Here is a 14,642-nt window from a genome sequence, read left to right as displayed (position 1 = left end):
CCCTGTTGCTGTGACGCAAACTATCGCAAGCGCGGTTCGCCGGCCAATGCCGGCGGACGCACGACAGCTATCCTTTGTACCCCATCAGCAGACGAGGCAGCCACAGCGAGAAGGCCGGGACGTAGGTCACGAACATCAGCGCGGCGATCAGGGCCGCGTAGAACGGCAGGATGGTGCGCATCACCGCGCCTACCGAGATGCCGCCAATGGCGCAGCCGACGAATTGCGTGGTTCCGACCGGCGGAGTGTTCAGCCCCAGGGCGCAGTTGATCAGCATCAGCATGCCGAACTGCACCGGATCCATGCCCGCCTTCATCGCGATCGGCAGGAAGATCGGGGTGCAGATCAGGATGGTCGCCGCCATGTCCATGAAGGTGCCAAGCAGGAACAGGATGATGTTGATGAGCAGCAAGATCATCCAGGGCTGCGTGGACACTTTGCCCATCAGGTCGCCTGCGAAATCGGCGACTTCATAGAGGCCCATCAGGTACTGGAACATGGTGGAGACGCCGATCAACAGCAGCACCACGCCCGTGGTCTTCACCGCCTTGGCCGCCGCATGCAGGAAGTTATTCCAGGTCATGGTTCGGTAGATGAAGAACGTCAGCACGATCGTATAGGTGACAGCGACGGCGGCGGATTCAGTTGCCGTGAAAACCCCCGACAAGATACCCGTCAGGATGATGCCGACGATCAGAAGGCCGGGCAAAGCGGCCGCAAACGAGCGGACCACCTCGGTCCAGCCGGGGAACTTGCCGGCGGGATAGCCGCGCTTCACTGCAACCGCGTAGGCGGCGACCAGCATACAAATCATCAGCACCAGCGCCGGCAGCAGGCCCGCTGCGATCAGCGCCCCAATCGAGACCTTGCCGCCGGCGGCGAGCGCATAAATGATCATGTTGTGACTGGTCGGCATCAAGGCGCCGACGAGCGAGGCATGCGTGGTAACGTTGACGGCATAGTCGGTGTCGAAGCCCTCCTTCTTCATCATCGGGATCATCACCGCGCCCATCGCCGACACGTCGGCCACGGGCGAGCCGGAGACACCGCCGAACAGCGTGCAGGCGACCACGTTCGACATGCCGAGGCCGCCGCGGATATGACCGACGAGATTTTTGGCGAGCTGCACGATCTTGTCGGCAACGCCGCCATGGAGCATCAACTCACCGCTGAAGACGAAGAACGGAATGGCAAGGAACGAGAAGATATTCATTCCCGACATCATCTGCTGGAAGATGACGGCGACGGGCAGGCCTTCGTAGAGAATGGTGCAGATCGCCGAGAGGCCGATCGCGAAGGCGACCGGTACGCCCAGAACCAGAAAGCCGAAGAACGTGGCGCCGAGAATAATCAGTTCCATGAGGGGACGACCTCTTCGCCGCGCAGGAGAGCGATGATGTGCTCGATTGAAAAGGAGACAATCAGGATGCCGGAGGCGACCAGCGGCACGTAGCGAACGACCTCAGGGAAACCGAGATTGGGGATATGCACCGTCCCGACCGACGCGCCGAGGATCCAGCCGTTGTAGGCCATGGCAACACCGAACAGAGCCACCAGGACGTGGATCAGGAGCTCGACCTTCTCTCGCAGGTAATCCGGAAGCATCACCAAGAGACTGTCCATGCCGATATGTCCGGCATCGCGCACGCCGACGGCGGCGCCGATCAGCGTGACATAGAGGATCAGGACGAGCGCGAGGTTTTCGGTCCAGGTTGGGCTGGAGTTGAGCACGTAGCGTCCGAACACCTGGTAGAACACGATGGTGACGATGACGAGCAACCCGCTCACGGACAGATACATGCCTGCACGGGCAATAGGCGCATTGATCCGCGACAGCAAACTGGTGGACGGACGGCCCGCCTCCTGCTCATTGTCTGCAACGTGTGGGTCTGTCATCCCGCCCCTCCTTGTCAGGATCCGGCGCCGCGCAGGCGCAGCGCCGGATCTGGTCCCCTCGTGCTTTTACTTGGTGTCCTGGATGCGCTTGACGAGGCTCTGGAGCTTCTCGTCACCGGCGAACTTCTGGTACACCGGCTTCATCGCGTCGACAAACTCCTGCTTGTTCGCGACAGTGACGACCTGAACGCCGGCGGCTTCGACGGTCTTGCGGGACGCCTGCTCGCGCTCGTCCCAGAGCTTGCGCATGACCGGCACCGATTCCTTCGCCGCCTTGCGGACCATCGCCTGATCCTCCTTGCTCAGCGTATCCCAGACTTTCTTGGACATCACGAGGACCTCAGGCGCCAGCGAGTGCTCGGTGACGTTATAGAATTTGGCAGCCTCAAAATGACGCGAGGACTCGTAGGAGGGCCAGTTGTTCTCGGCAGCGTCGACCAGGCCGGTCTTGAGCGCGGTGTAGACCTCGCCATACGGCATCGGTGTCGGATTGGCGCCGAGGCTCTGGATCATGCCGACCCAGAGGTCCGATTGCTGGACGCGAATCTTCAGGCCCTTGACGTCGGCCAGCGACTTGATCGGTGCCTTGACGGTGTAAATCGAACGGGCGCCGCTGTCATAGTAAGCGAGGCCGATCAACCCCGCAGGCTCCATGGCCGCAAGGATCTCGTCGCCGATCGGCCCGTCGAGAACGGTGCGCATATGCTGCGTGTCGCGGAAGACGAAGGGCAGGCACAGGGCGACGGTTTCCGGCACGAAGTTGTTCAACGGCGATGCGTTGATCCGCATCATGTCGAGCGCGCCGATCTTGAGCTGCTCGATGGTGTCCTTCTCGGAGCCCAAGGCCCCGTTCGGAAATACCTTGACGCCGAGCTTGCCGCCGCTCGCGGTCGCAAGCTGCTTGCCCATGAACTTGACGGCTTCGACGGTCGGATAGTCGGCCGGATGGACGTCGGCCGAGCGGAAATCGCGTGCAGTCGCGAACGGCGCCGAGACAGCCAGTGTAGCGGCTGCGATGATACCGATGAGTGTCTTCATCTGGGCTTTCCTCCTGAGTTGATTATGTCGTCGTTGGGCTGGTGCTACAGACCGCCTTGCGTCGCTCCACTTCAGGTGTGAAGTCAAGCGCTACAACTGCACCACCTTCGTAGGATAGCGCGGCGGGGTCGAGTAAATCTGGCTGGTTAACGATCTCTGCCCGCGACCGTGCGGTGCTCATCGCGCCCGCTCCTGCGGGGGACCCGTGCGTCAGGTGCCGGCTCCCCGGCAATCGGGCCGCGCCGTCGGCCAATGCTGGATGCGCGGTAACGATGCTCATCGTATCCATAGACGTTCCTCTGCTTTGTGCTCGACCGCTATTGGTTGCGGCTTGGAGTTTGGGCGAGACGATCGCCTCGTCTACTATGAACGCGCCCCATCGGCGTAATTTCGCCAACGTCGTCCCTAGGGCGGGCGACATTCTGAGTCCAAGCCAAATGCGGCATCGATCGATGCTGGACTTGCATTGATCCGCCAGGCGGCACCCGGCGGGACAATCGGAACATAATTCTTCTTTTACGAAATACCCCGCGCCCGGCGGCAGTCGGGATCATCGACGGCTAGACCGCAAAATCACTCGCCGTCGAGGCCGCTCTCGGCCAGCTCGCGCAGTGCATCGGTGTCGAGCACAACGATGGCGCCATGCTCAAGGCGGACCCAGTTGCGGCCCGCCCATGCGCGCAATTGTTTGTTGATGCTCTCGCGCGTCATCCCCACCATTTCACTGATCTCTTGCTGGGTGATCGCGAGGGTGCCACTGCCGGAATCGAGCTTGCGCTCCTCGGTGAGACCGAGCAATGCGCTCGCGAGCCGGCCCGGCAGATTCTGCAGGATCACCTGCTCGACCTGTTGGCTGGTCCAGCGCAGCCGCGCGCAGAGCAATTCGATGAATTTCATTGCCAGCGCCGGCTGACTCTTCACGAAGGGGAGGAAGTCGCGGCGATCGATGATGTAGAGTTCGCAATTGGTGTTGGCAGTCGCATCGGCCGACCGTGGCGCACCATCGAGCACTGCGATCTCACCGAAGATCTCTCCCGGACCGATCAGGTTGAGAATGGCATTTCGGCCATCGGGCGACGAGGAAGAAATTTTCACTGTTCCCGTGATCACCGCGAACAGATTGTTTCCGGGGTCGCCCTTCGCGGCGATCGTCGCGCCGCGCTTGACCGTGGTGTGCTTGGCATAGCGGCACAGTTGATCGAGCGCGTCCGGCTCAAGATCCGCGAAGATCGGATGCTTGCGCAGGACCGACAATTTGTTACCCGACGAGTGCCGGGGGTCGCCGGTCTTGTCCTGAGGCACGCCGGGACTCCTAAGACTGCGAGCGCTGGAGTTCCTGCGTAGTCAGTGTTGCCCGTCTTTTCAACCGGAAAGCACGGGACAGTTTGAGGCAAGTGCTGTTAAAATGTCGCGGTAGCGCCACCAATCCGCACCCGCAGGGTGCGTGGATGCAATGCAGACCATGCAGAGTTGCAGAGAAGGCGGATTGCGATCAGGCCGGGGTCACGGCGGAATGGCGGATAGCTGCCGCGGAAGGCGCATCAAAATGATCTTGGGAACTTCAGCGCTTTGTGTCCGAACCGAGCCTGCGAGCACTCGTCTGTCGGTCCGCCCAAGCCAGCGCCCAGGCAAATGCCACAAAGACGGCCACCACGGCCATGGTCACAAGCAGCGCGTCAGTCGGCATCATCCCCTCCCGGACCTTGTTGTGGGGGCATTATTGGCGAAGCGCGACTGCCGTCATTGATCCGGATCAAAAATCAGCGAGGGCCAGGTCGTGTCGGGATTCAGGCCGCGGCCAAGGCTTCGATCCGGGCGGGGTCGCGCAGGCTGATTCCGCCATGGATGATCTCGATCGCACCGTGCCGTTCCAGCTTTGTGAAGGTGCGGCTGACGGTTTCGATGGTCAGGCCAAGGTAGTCCGCAATGTCCTGCCGGCTCATCGGCAAGGGGACAGTATTCGACGAGCCCTTCAGCGGGACCAGTCGCTCCCGCCAGCCGAGCAGAAAAGTCGCGACCTTTTCATCTGCCGAGCGACGGCCGAGCAGGACCATGTGGTCACGCGCCTGGCTCAGCTCTCGAATCGCCAGCTCGTTGATGCGCTTGAGCAGATGCGGCCGGTCCTCCATGAAGCGGCCAAAAGCTGTCTTGGCGAATTGGCACACGGTCACCGTACCAATCGCATCGGCCGAAAAATTGTGGCGGCCGGACAGATTCATCCCGAGGAAATCGCCGGGCAAAGCGAAGCCCACGATCTGCCGGCGACCGTCAGGCAGCAGCTTGTAGAGCCGCATCACGCCTTCGAGGAGGTTGTAGAACGAGGTCGTAATATCCTCCTCGGAAAACACCGTCTCTCCCGCTCCGAAATGAACGCGGCGCCCGAGATGCTCGAACTCCCCGAGCTCGGCCGGGTCCAGCGACGCACAAACCGCGATGCCGCGGACCGCGCAGTCGCTGCAAAAATGATCGTTTGGCTCAATCATCGTCACGGAAGCCTTCATCCATCGCCCAGGCGTCATCGAATCTCCGCGACCGACAGAAACCGCGCCAAGTGCATTTTACTGCACCCCGCCAAAGCCGATTGACCCAGATCAAATTTGACGCGCATCCCCGCCCTACTCTGCGCCGAGAATTCAACGGGACCGATTTCCATGCTGCACGCCGCGCTGCGCTACGGCCTGATTGGGCTGCTCCTGATCACTCCCGCGCTCGCCGCGCAAACCGCCGAACAACGCGGCAAGGCCTATGCGCGCGCCAATTGCGCGCGCTGCCACGCGATCGACCGTCGTTCCGAAAGCCCGCTCAAGATCGCACCGCCGTTCAGAACCTTGCACCGGCGCTACGCGATCGATTCCCTCGAGGAAGCACTCGCTGAAGGTATCTATACCGGCCACGCCGACATGCCCGCTTTCGAGCTCGAGCCCGACCAGATCCACGACCTCCTGTCCTATCTCAAGACGCTCGAGTAGCTTTGGAAGCATCACACCGCCTGGACCGTCCAGCCAATCAGCTCCCTGGCAATGCGTGCGAACGCTGCGTCGAACGCTGTGACCGCGGCGGCCGGCTCGACCTTGTCGAGCTTCTCGCTGGTCTCGACCAGGCGGGATGCGATTACCTTGCCATTCTTGGCGACGATCCGTGCCGACAGTCCAATCTCGACCCGCGGCTCGCCGTCCGTGGCAATGCGGAAACGCCTGATGTCGATCAGAAGCTGATATTCCGCCTGCCCCAATTCTGTCGTTCGCAACGGGGCGTGCGCAATATCGTAATTCTCGAAGCTGTCGATCAGCCGCGCCTGCACCAGCTTTGGAATGCTGTCGGCCCAGAGGAAGTCGGCGAAGCCTTTGATATCGCCAACCGGCGAGAACAGCATGCGCTGGGTCTGTAGCATCGCGACAGCGGTCGGCTCGGGAATGGCCAGCGATGCCGAGAGCATCTTGCCGGCACCTCCGAGATCTTGTGGCGTGCGGAGATCATAGGTGATCTTCTGTGCAGGCGCGCCGCCGCCGGTCATTTTCTCGAGGCCCGCCAGGATGCCGTCCATCTTACCCGTGTTGCGCGCAAGGCCATCCGAGAACGTCTTGAAATTGGCGATGGTGTCCTTGAGTGGGCCGGAATTGTCCTCGAGCACGGAATCGACGCGTCGCAGCGCCTCGCGCGCCGCCTGCGTCATGCTCTGGCCCGCGCCGGCCTCGGCGATCAAAGTCAGGGGTTCGCCGGGCTTCGCGGCGACCATGCCGCCCTCCAGCGTCACCACCGGCACGCCCGTCAGCCCCTGGAAATCGAGCCCGACCTTGGTGTCGGCGCGCACCGGCGTTGCCGAAGCGACCGAGATCGTCGCGTTGACGAAGCGCGGATTGTCGGGTGCAAGGCCAAGCTGGGTTACCTCACCGACGCGGATACCGTTGAACAGGACGCCGGCGCCGACCAGAAGACCAGGCACCGGCCCCTGGAATTGCACATGATAGGTCGTGCGCGGCCCAATGCCACCGCTGTTGTTCAGCCAATAGACGAACCCGAATACCGCGAGGATCGCAGCCAGCACGAAGGTGCCGATCAGCACGTAGGGAGCGCGGGTTTCCATGTATCATCTCATCTGTGGTTGCAGCATCTGCGAGCGCTTGCCGTGGAAATAGGCCCGCACCCAGGGATGCTCGGATTGCAGCAGGTCGCGCATCGGCCCGATAGCCACGATCTTGCCGTCGGCAAGCGCGGCGACGCGGTCGCAGACCGTGGTAAGGCTCGCGAGATCATGGGTGACCATGAAGACAGTGAGCCCGAGGGTCTTTTGCAACGTCCGGATCAGCGCATCGAAATCGCCCGCTGCGATCGGGTCGAGGCCGGACGTCGGCTCGTCGAGGAAGAGGATCGGTGGATCGAGCGCGAGCGCGCGCGCCAGCGCCACGCGTTTGGTCATTCCGCCCGACAGTTCGGATGGATATTTGTCGCCATCCTGCGCGCGTAGCCCAACCATCTCGAGCTTGGCGATCGCGATCTCGTCCATCAGCTCCTGTGACAACACGAGATTTTCGCGAAGCGGAAATTGTACATTCTGCCTGACGGTCAGCGAAGAGAACAGCGCGCCCTGCTGGAACAGAATGCCCCATGTCGCTGCGCGGCTGCGATCATGGGGGGCACCAATCGTCTGCCCCATGACTTCGATGGTGCCGCTGCGACGCGGGATAAGACCGATGATGGTACGCATCAGCACCGACTTGCCGCCGCCAGATGCGCCCACCAGTCCAAGAATCTCGCCGCAGCGGACATCGAGCGATAGATGGTCGAGCACGGTCTGACGGCCGAAACCAACGACGAGGTCACGGACCCGGATCGCGAACTCTGCTTGCGGCTCGGGCATCGTCACATTCCGATCGACGCGAAGAAGATCGCGAACAGGCCGTCCAGCACGATCACCAGGAAGATCGACTTGACCACCGACGTGGTCGTCTGTCGACCAAGGGATTCCGCGCTACCCTTCACGCGCAATCCTTCGCTGCAGGCGACGATCCCGATGACTAGGGCCATGAACGGCGCTTTCAGGATCCCGACCTCGAAATGGGTGACGGAAATGGCTTCATGCAGCCGCGCGATGTAGATCGCAGGCCCCATGTCGCCGTAGAATTGCGCAACCAGACCGCCGCCATAGAGCGCGGCCATCGATCCAATGAAGGCGAGAATGGGCAGCGCGATGACGAGGGCGGCCACGCGCGGCAAGATCAGGACGTCGACGGGATCTAGCCCCATGGTGGAGAGCGCGTCGATCTCTTCACGCATTTTCATCGAGCCAAGCTCGGCCGTATAGGCGCTTCCCGAACGTCCAGCGACCATGATGGCGACGATCAGCACGCCAAGCTCGCGTAAGACGAGGATGCCGACCATGTCGACGGTGTAGGACTCCGCACCGAACCTGCGGAAATGAAAGAAGCCCTGCTGGGCAATGATGGCGCCGATCAGGAAGGTGATCAGTATGACGATTGGAATCGCCTGCAACCCGATCCGGTTGAGCTGATAGACCAGCGACGTCAGCCGCAGCGAGTGGGGCCGCCGCAAGACGCCGGCCACCGCCATGAACAGGGCGCCCAGCATTTGCAGAAAAATCGCGATATCTTCACGCGCACCGATCGTGGCCTTGCCGAGGTCGTTCAGCCTGAGCAGAACCGGGTTGGAGGCGGCCGCCGGCGGCGGCGTGTGACGATTGACCTGCCGCACCTCCTCCAGCAGGCCACTGAAATGATCGGCCACGCCCATGATCTCGGCTGGCCTGCCGGATGAGGCGGCTTTGCGCGACAACTTCTCCAGGATCCAGGCCCCGAGCGTATCGAGCGCGCTGATTCCCGACATGTCCAGCGACACGGCTCTTGATCGATCGACCTCTGCGTCGACCGAGCGGGACAAAGTCTCGAGCGTCGTCACATTCGCCGCGATCCAGGGCCCTTCCGGGCGCAATTTCAGCACATCGCCAGACGACGTCGCCAGCAACAGCGGTTCTGGGTTCACGCTTCCACCTCGTCGGGACGATTTGGTCCCATTGAGCTGCTATTTCTAGGCCAGCATGTGGCGGCGGGTTTGACCTGTCTCAAGACTGCGACCACGCGCGCCGCTTGACGCAAATCAAGCACGGGCGCACCGGCGCGACTTAGGTTTTGCTCCATTCAATGGAGGCATCAAATCCATGTTCGACAGCGACAGGGTGAGCGAAGAACTGCGGACGTTGAAGGTGGACGTTACCCGGCTGCTGAGCACGGCTGGCGAGGGGATGTTCGAGAGTTCGAAGGACCGTGCCGAGATTCTCGCCGATCAGATCAAGGCCGCGCTGGCCGAACTCGGCGAAACCGTCAGCGAAGATCAAGAGCAGCTCCATGACCTCATCACGGGACGCCCGGTCGCCTCGCTCGCGTCCGCTTTTGCGCTCGGCGTGGTGGTCGGCTTCATGCTGCGGAGGCACTAGGTGAATAGCGAGAAAGTGATCAAGCATCTGCGCGCCTTGTGGCGCACCGACAGGATCATCGCGGATATCCGGCTGCGCCACCTGCTGGTCGGACTTGGCCTGCGGGCCTTCGCCGCGCTGATCGCCGCATTCGGTCTCTTGATGCTGGAGCTGTCGGCCTATTTCGGCCTGGTCCAGATCTGGAGCGCGACCGCCGCGGCGGCGGTCCTCGGAGCGATCAATTTCGCCATCGCGGCGGTTCTGTTCATCGTCGCCGGGCGCCCGCCATCCGGCCGCGACATTGAGCTCGCCAATGAGATCCACGGCACATCGATCGAGGCGCTTCAGGTCGAAGCCCGCGCGTTTCAGGCCGAATTGACCGGCGCGGTCCATCATCCGCTGAGCACGATCGTGCCGGTGCTGGTGCCGCTCATCGCGATCATCGTCAGGAACATGCGGAAGACCACCAGAGAGAGCGCACCGGACGCAAGTTCCGAAGCGCGTTCGTAGCGAGCCACGTCAGAGCTTCAGCCGGACGTCGCAGAGGTCAGGCTCGGTCGGATCTGGCTTGATCTCGAAGCCGAGCTGCCGGCACATCTCGAGCATCACAACGTTCTCCTTGAGCACGTCGCCCGAGATGGTCTTGAGGCCTTCCGATCTGGCATAGTCGATGATCAGCTGCATCAGGGCCCAACCGAGGCCCCTGCCCTTGAGGTCGGAGCGCAGCAGGATCGCGTATTCGCCTCTCTCGTAGATCGAGTCCGAGTGCAACCGCACCACTCCGACCATCTCATTACTGTCGTCGAACGCAATGAACGCCATGGCCCGCGCATAGTCGAGCTGGGTCAGGCGCGCGATGAACTCGTGGGTGAACTCCTTCATCGGCGCGAAGAAGCGGAGGCGAAGATCGTGCGGCGTGACGTGACGCAGGAATTCGTGGATGGTCGGTTCGTCCTCGGGGCGCAGGGGACGCACCGAGATGCGCCAGCCATCCTTGAGCGTAAAGCGACGCTCCCATTGCGACGGATAGGCACGGACGGCGAAATTTGCAGGCCCGGAGCCCGCGAATTTCCGCTGCGGCGGCCCCACGGCCACGCGGGCGTCGACCGCCGTTACGCCGGTTTCGTCGGCGAGCAGCGGGTTGATATCGAGCTCACGGATCTCGGGAATGTCCGCCGCCATCTGCGCCAGCTTGACCAAGACCAAAGGGACGGCGTCCTGCTTGACGGCCGGCACGTCCCGATAGGCGCGCAGCAACCGCGACACGCGCGTGCGCTCAATCAGATCACGGGCAAGCTGTAAATCAAGCGGCGGCAGCGCCAGAGCCTTGTCATTGATGATCTCAACCGCCGTCCCGCCGCGGCCGAACACGACGACGGTGCCGAACGTCGGATCATCAGCGAGACCCATAATCAGCTCTCGCGCCTTGGCCTTGACCACCATTGCCTGCACAATGATGCCATCGATGCGGGCTTCGGGCCGCAACCTCTTCGCCCGCGCGAGAATCTCGGCGGCAGCCGCGCGTACCGCGGCCGGCGTCGTCAGATTGAGCACGACACCGCCGACGTCAGACTTGTGCACGATGTCGCGCGACAGAATCTTGAGCACGACGGTGGCGCCCCGTGCGAATATCTCATCCGAGCAGGCGACCGCCTGCTCGACATCTTCGGCCGTGTAGGTCGGCACCATGGCGATATCATAACACCCAAGCAGATGCTTGATCTCGACAGGCTCCAGCCATTTGCGCCCGTCGGCGATGACCGCCGTGACGATCTGCTTCGCGGCCGCAACGTCGGGCACGAAAGTGTCGGGCATCGCCGGGGGAACCTGGCTCAGCTCGTCGACCACCTCGCGATGTCGGACCATGTGCATGAAGCCGCGCACGGCATCATCTTCAGTCGGATAGTTCGGAATGCCGGCGGCGGATAGCGTCGCGATGATCTCCTGATCAGCCCCGACCCAGGCCGCAAGCACAGGCTTGGCCCAACTGCGGTGCTTCTCGCGATATTTTCCGATGAGCTCGGTCACGGTCGTCGCGATCTGGGCGGCCGATGCGATCGCGGTCTGCACGTTGAGCACCAGGACCGCGTCATTGCCGGGATCGTCGAGCAGCACCTCCAGCGCAGCGGCGTAACGCGGCGCGTCGGCGTCGCCGACGATGTCGACGGGATTTGCGCCGGACCAGGTCGGCGGCAGCACCGCGTCGAGCCTCTGGCGCGCTTCCGGTGTCATGGGCGCGGGAACTCCGCCAAGGTCCGCGAGCCGATCAATCGCGAGGACGCCGATGCCACCACCATTGGTCAGAATCGCAAGGCGCTTTCCCGACGGCGACCCGACCCGGCCCAGGGTCTCGGCACAATCGAACAGCTCGCGCAGATCCGATACCCGAAGGACGCCGGCGCGGCGGAAGGCCGCATCATAGACCGCGTCGGCGCCAGCGAGCGCACCTGTATGCGTGGCAGCCGCCTTCGCCCCCTGCGCCATGCGGCCGGACTTCACGACGACGACCGGCTTCACACGCGCCGCGGCGCGCGCCGCCGACATGAATTTCCGAGCGTCCTTGATGGCCTCGATGTAGAGCAGGATCGCCCGCGTCTTATGGTCCATCGCGAAATAGTCGAGCAGATCCGCGATGTCGACGTCAATCTGATCACCGATGGTGACGATGCCCGAGAAGCCTACGCCGCGCTGCGCTGCCCAGTCCACCATGCCGGCTGCGATTGCGCCCGATTGCGAGATCAGCGCGAGGTTGCCTGCCGCCGGCATGTGCGCCGCGAAGGTCGCATTGAGGCTTGTGCCAGGCATCATGATGCCGAGACAGTTGGGTCCGATCAGCCGCATGCCGTATTTGCGGGCGGCGACGATGGTGGCTTCTTCGAGCGAGCCCGGTCCCTGGCCAAGCCCCGCCGAAACGATCAGAGCCCCGGCCGAGCCAAGACGGCCGGCCTGATCGATGATGTCGGGAATCTCGCGTGCCGGCGCGGTGACGACGATGAGCTCAGGCACGAAGGACAATTGCGCCAGGCTGGCTACGGCGGTCATGCCGTCGATCTCCGCATGGCGCAGGTTCACCAAGCCGAACGGCCCCTTGAACTCCGCCTTGCGAATGTTCTCCAGGACCGCACGCCCGACGGAAACCGGGCGGGAGCTTGCGCCGACCAGCGCAACTGACTGGGGCGACAACAGATTTTTCAGGCGGTAAGTCGACATGATCACAATCGTCCGATCGGGCAACGGGTCCGACAGAAGCTAGGCCCGACAGGATATGAGTTGAAACGCACCTAGTGTGACATCATCACCCAGCATGGTGGCTGGCCGATGACGGTCTTGGTCACGCCACCCCAGACGGTCTCGTTCAGGCGCGAGTGATGATAGCCGCCCATGACGATGGCGTCGACCGCGTGGGATTGTGCCCAGCTCCCGAGCACCTTGCCGATCGAACTCCCGTCGCCCTTCACCGTTTCGAAGGACGCATAAATCCCGTGTTCCCTGAGATGATGGACGAGACTGTCGCCGGATTGCGCAATCGCTTCGTCCTGATCGTCTGCCACGGTGACGACGTGTACCACGGTTGCCGCTTGCAGGATCGGCAATGCGTCGCCGACAGCGCGTGCGGCGCGCGCCGAGTGGTCCCAGGCAATCATGACATTCTCGAATTCCGGCCGTAACGTCGCCGCGTGCTCTTCCGGACACAGCAGCAGCGGCCGCCCGGATTGGAACAGAAACGTTTCAACAAGGTTTTCGGTTCGGCTGTCGTGCGGCTTCACAGGAATCAATGCGAGGTCGCTGAAACGCGCATGTTCGGCCAAGGTCGATGCGATCTGGTCCGGCGGCACCCTGCCCGATCGGCTTTGGGCTCGAATGCCGACGCGCGAGGCCGCGTTGGTGAATGCATTCGAGAGCTGCTGCATATCGGCCGCCTCGCGCACATGGCCGAATTCGGCGGACTCCGGGTCATCGGGGAACATCACCTTCGGCCGCACGAAGGCGTCTTCCTCGAGCGCTAGCCCGGTGATCCTGGCGCCGAGATCGGCGGCAACGGCGACGCACTTCTCGATCGCGGCCAACGTGGGGGCGCGCGGCTCGCCAAAAAGCGGCAGAAAGACATCCTTGATGGGCATCGGGATTCTCCTTGGCGACCAAAATAGGTTGCTTTTCGTTAGTCCCCTTGATTCTCGTCAAGCCGGGGGAACTCCGCCGGTCAGGCAGCGGCGGACGTTGACCGAGGTCAAGGACTGGCCACTCCGTCATTCTATGGATATCCAATCGGAGCGGTTCGCCCCGGAGAGACTTATGCGTGCAATGGTGTTGCCGGCCCCACGGGCGCGACTCCGAATGGAGGAGCGGCCTGACCCCGTCCCCGGTAATGGCCAGATCCGGGTGAAGATCAGCGCTTGCGGGGTGTGCCGGACCGACCTGCACGTCGTCGACGCCGAGTTGCCTGGTATTCGTTATCCGATTGTGCCTGGCCATGAGATCATTGGCCGGGTCGACCTCGTCGGCCCCAATGTTACAACACATGCGCCTGGTGATCGGGTCGGCATTCCCTGGCTCGGCTCTACGTGCGGAATCTGTCGATTCTGCCGGGACGGCATGGAAAACCTCTGCGACACTCCACTGTTCACCGGCTACACGCGCGACGGCGGCTACGCGACGCACACCATCGCCGACGCGCGCTACGCGTTTCCACTGGACGAAGGCAGCAATGACGTGGAGATCGCTCCTCTGCTGTGCGCTGGGCTGATCGGCTGGCGCTCGCTGGTACTGGCTGGCCCTGCAGAGAGGCTCGGTCTCTATGGTTTTGGTGCGGCAGGCCATATCATCGCGCAAGTCGCGGTCTGGCAGAGACGATCTGTCTATGCATTCACGCGGCGCGGCGATGATGCCGCACAAACCCTCGCGCGACGTCTTGGTGCGGTCTGGGCGGGGGCGTCTGACGAGACGCCCGCCGAACCGCTCGACGCCGCGATCATTTACGCACCAGCCGGCGAACTCGTTCCGGCCGCGTTGCGCGCGGTTCGAAAAGGCGGACGCGTCGTGTGCGCCGGCATCCACATGACCGACATTCCGAGCTTCCCATATAGTTTGCTCTGGGAGGAACGGCAGCTGGTCTCGGTTGCCAATCTGACCCGGCAAGATGGCCTGGATTTTCTCAGGATCGCACCGCAGGCCGGCGTGCGCACCGAGACGACGGCATTTCCGCTGGATCAAGCCAACGACGTCCTCAGCATGCTACGGAACGGCCAGATTCTGGGTGCGGCCGTCCTGACGCCCTGACGGT

General features: G+C 62.7%; 14 protein-coding genes. 4 read left to right on the top strand and 10 right to left on the bottom strand.

What is annotated here, in order from left to right; translation table 11 throughout:
* Positions 1-67: 67 nt before the first annotated feature.
* The 5 genes from ACNJX9_RS14380 to ACNJX9_RS14360 all read right to left on the bottom strand — a co-directional run bounded on the left by ACNJX9_RS14380 (position 68) and on the right by ACNJX9_RS14360 (position 5,435).
* Positions 68-1,360 carry a TRAP transporter large permease gene (locus ACNJX9_RS14380; RefSeq protein ID WP_271601346.1) on the bottom strand — a complete coding sequence of 431 codons (1,293 nt, stop codon included), beginning with the start codon at positions 1,358-1,360 and terminating at the stop codon, positions 68-70.
* Positions 1,351-1,896: a TRAP transporter small permease gene (locus tag ACNJX9_RS14375; RefSeq protein WP_439409306.1), complete on the bottom strand. Its 546-nt coding sequence runs from the start codon at positions 1,894-1,896 to the stop codon at positions 1,351-1,353. The genes ACNJX9_RS14380 and ACNJX9_RS14375 overlap by 10 nt, the downstream gene beginning before the upstream one ends.
* Before the next feature lie 66 nt (positions 1,897-1,962).
* A complete protein-coding gene (locus tag ACNJX9_RS14370) occupies positions 1,963-2,934 on the bottom strand; it encodes a TRAP transporter substrate-binding protein (protein WP_057749505.1) in 972 nt (323 codons plus the stop codon).
* A 573-nt stretch (positions 2,935-3,507) separates the two neighbouring features.
* On the bottom strand, positions 3,508-4,236 hold the full coding sequence (locus ACNJX9_RS14365; protein ID WP_057749508.1) for a Crp/Fnr family transcriptional regulator: 729 nt from the start codon (positions 4,234-4,236) through the stop codon (positions 3,508-3,510).
* A 485-nt stretch (positions 4,237-4,721) separates the two neighbouring features.
* The gene (locus ACNJX9_RS14360) at positions 4,722-5,435 is read right to left on the bottom strand and encodes a Crp/Fnr family transcriptional regulator (protein WP_439410056.1); all 714 of its coding nucleotides are present in this window, start codon (positions 5,433-5,435) and stop codon (positions 4,722-4,724) included.
* Between the two features lie 150 nt (positions 5,436-5,585).
* Here ACNJX9_RS14360 and ACNJX9_RS14355 point away from each other — a divergent pair, with 150 nt between their 5' ends.
* Positions 5,586-5,903 carry a c-type cytochrome gene (locus tag ACNJX9_RS14355; RefSeq protein ID WP_057749514.1) on the top strand — a complete coding sequence of 106 codons (318 nt, stop codon included), beginning with the start codon at positions 5,586-5,588 and terminating at the stop codon, positions 5,901-5,903.
* Between the two features lie 11 nt (positions 5,904-5,914).
* On the opposite strand, the gene ACNJX9_RS14350 is transcribed toward ACNJX9_RS14355, so the two are convergent.
* The 3 genes from ACNJX9_RS14350 to ACNJX9_RS14340 are packed head-to-tail and all read right to left on the bottom strand — an operon-like array spanning position 5,915 to position 8,931.
* The gene (locus ACNJX9_RS14350) at positions 5,915-7,018 is read right to left on the bottom strand and encodes an ABC-type transport auxiliary lipoprotein family protein (RefSeq protein WP_439409305.1); all 1,104 of its coding nucleotides are present in this window, start codon (positions 7,016-7,018) and stop codon (positions 5,915-5,917) included.
* A 3-nt stretch (positions 7,019-7,021) separates the two neighbouring features.
* Positions 7,022-7,792 carry an ABC transporter ATP-binding protein gene (locus ACNJX9_RS14345; protein WP_057749517.1) on the bottom strand — a complete coding sequence of 257 codons (771 nt, stop codon included), beginning with the start codon at positions 7,790-7,792 and terminating at the stop codon, positions 7,022-7,024.
* Between the two features lie 2 nt (positions 7,793-7,794).
* On the bottom strand, positions 7,795-8,931 hold the full coding sequence (locus ACNJX9_RS14340) for an ABC transporter permease (protein WP_439409304.1): 1,137 nt from the start codon (positions 8,929-8,931) through the stop codon (positions 7,795-7,797).
* Positions 8,932-9,106: 175 nt separating this feature from the next.
* Here ACNJX9_RS14340 and ACNJX9_RS14335 point away from each other — a divergent pair, with 175 nt between their 5' ends.
* Both ACNJX9_RS14335 and ACNJX9_RS14330 read left to right on the top strand, forming a co-directional pair.
* A complete protein-coding gene (locus ACNJX9_RS14335) occupies positions 9,107-9,382 on the top strand; it encodes a hypothetical protein (protein ID WP_439409303.1) in 276 nt (91 codons plus the stop codon).
* A complete protein-coding gene (locus ACNJX9_RS14330; RefSeq protein WP_439409302.1) occupies positions 9,383-9,871 on the top strand; it encodes a phage holin family protein in 489 nt (162 codons plus the stop codon).
* A 9-nt stretch (positions 9,872-9,880) separates the two neighbouring features.
* On the opposite strand, the gene ACNJX9_RS14325 is transcribed toward ACNJX9_RS14330, so the two are convergent.
* Together ACNJX9_RS14325 and ACNJX9_RS14320 are read right to left on the bottom strand one after the other, a co-directional pair.
* Positions 9,881-12,571 carry a bifunctional acetate--CoA ligase family protein/GNAT family N-acetyltransferase gene (locus tag ACNJX9_RS14325; protein WP_439409301.1) on the bottom strand — a complete coding sequence of 897 codons (2,691 nt, stop codon included), beginning with the start codon at positions 12,569-12,571 and terminating at the stop codon, positions 9,881-9,883.
* A 71-nt stretch (positions 12,572-12,642) separates the two neighbouring features.
* Positions 12,643-13,482, bottom strand: a complete 840-nt coding sequence (locus tag ACNJX9_RS14320) for a universal stress protein (protein WP_439409300.1) — start codon at positions 13,480-13,482, stop codon at positions 12,643-12,645.
* Positions 13,483-13,654: 172 nt separating this feature from the next.
* Here ACNJX9_RS14320 and ACNJX9_RS14315 point away from each other — a divergent pair, with 172 nt between their 5' ends.
* The gene (locus ACNJX9_RS14315; protein WP_439409299.1) at positions 13,655-14,638 is read left to right on the top strand and encodes a zinc-dependent alcohol dehydrogenase family protein; all 984 of its coding nucleotides are present in this window, start codon (positions 13,655-13,657) and stop codon (positions 14,636-14,638) included.
* Positions 14,639-14,642 lie beyond the last annotated feature (4 nt).

This window comes from Bradyrhizobium sp. BLXBL-03, from assembly GCF_051853015.1.
In the GTDB taxonomy this organism is placed as follows: domain Bacteria; phylum Pseudomonadota; class Alphaproteobacteria; order Rhizobiales; family Xanthobacteraceae; genus Bradyrhizobium; species Bradyrhizobium manausense.
This window is presented reverse-complemented; position numbering and strand designations above follow the sequence as displayed.

What these genes read in the sequence shown, in the direction of transcription:
- ACNJX9_RS14335 (WP_439409303.1), top strand. Translation starts at nt 9,107, where the DNA reads ATGTTCGACAGCGACAGGGTGAGCGAAGAACTGCGGACGTTGAAGGTG.
- ACNJX9_RS14360 (WP_439410056.1), bottom strand. Translation starts at nt 5,435, where the DNA reads ATGAAGGCTTCCGTGACGATGATTGAGCCAAACGATCATTTTTGCAGC.
- ACNJX9_RS14380 (WP_271601346.1), bottom strand. Translation starts at nt 1,360, where the DNA reads ATGGAACTGATTATTCTCGGCGCCACGTTCTTCGGCTTTCTGGTTCTG.
- ACNJX9_RS14370 (WP_057749505.1), bottom strand. Translation starts at nt 2,934, where the DNA reads ATGAAGACACTCATCGGTATCATCGCAGCCGCTACACTGGCTGTCTCG.
- ACNJX9_RS14345 (WP_057749517.1), bottom strand. Translation starts at nt 7,792, where the DNA reads ATGCCCGAGCCGCAAGCAGAGTTCGCGATCCGGGTCCGTGACCTCGTC.
- ACNJX9_RS14315 (WP_439409299.1), top strand. Translation starts at nt 13,655, where the DNA reads ATGCGTGCAATGGTGTTGCCGGCCCCACGGGCGCGACTCCGAATGGAG.
- ACNJX9_RS14355 (WP_057749514.1), top strand. Translation starts at nt 5,586, where the DNA reads ATGCTGCACGCCGCGCTGCGCTACGGCCTGATTGGGCTGCTCCTGATC.
- ACNJX9_RS14320 (WP_439409300.1), bottom strand. Translation starts at nt 13,482, where the DNA reads ATGCCCATCAAGGATGTCTTTCTGCCGCTTTTTGGCGAGCCGCGCGCC.
- ACNJX9_RS14375 (WP_439409306.1), bottom strand. Translation starts at nt 1,896, where the DNA reads ATGACAGACCCACACGTTGCAGACAATGAGCAGGAGGCGGGCCGTCCG.
- ACNJX9_RS14350 (WP_439409305.1), bottom strand. Translation starts at nt 7,018, where the DNA reads ATGGAAACCCGCGCTCCCTACGTGCTGATCGGCACCTTCGTGCTGGCT.
- ACNJX9_RS14325 (WP_439409301.1), bottom strand. Translation starts at nt 12,571, where the DNA reads ATGTCGACTTACCGCCTGAAAAATCTGTTGTCGCCCCAGTCAGTTGCG.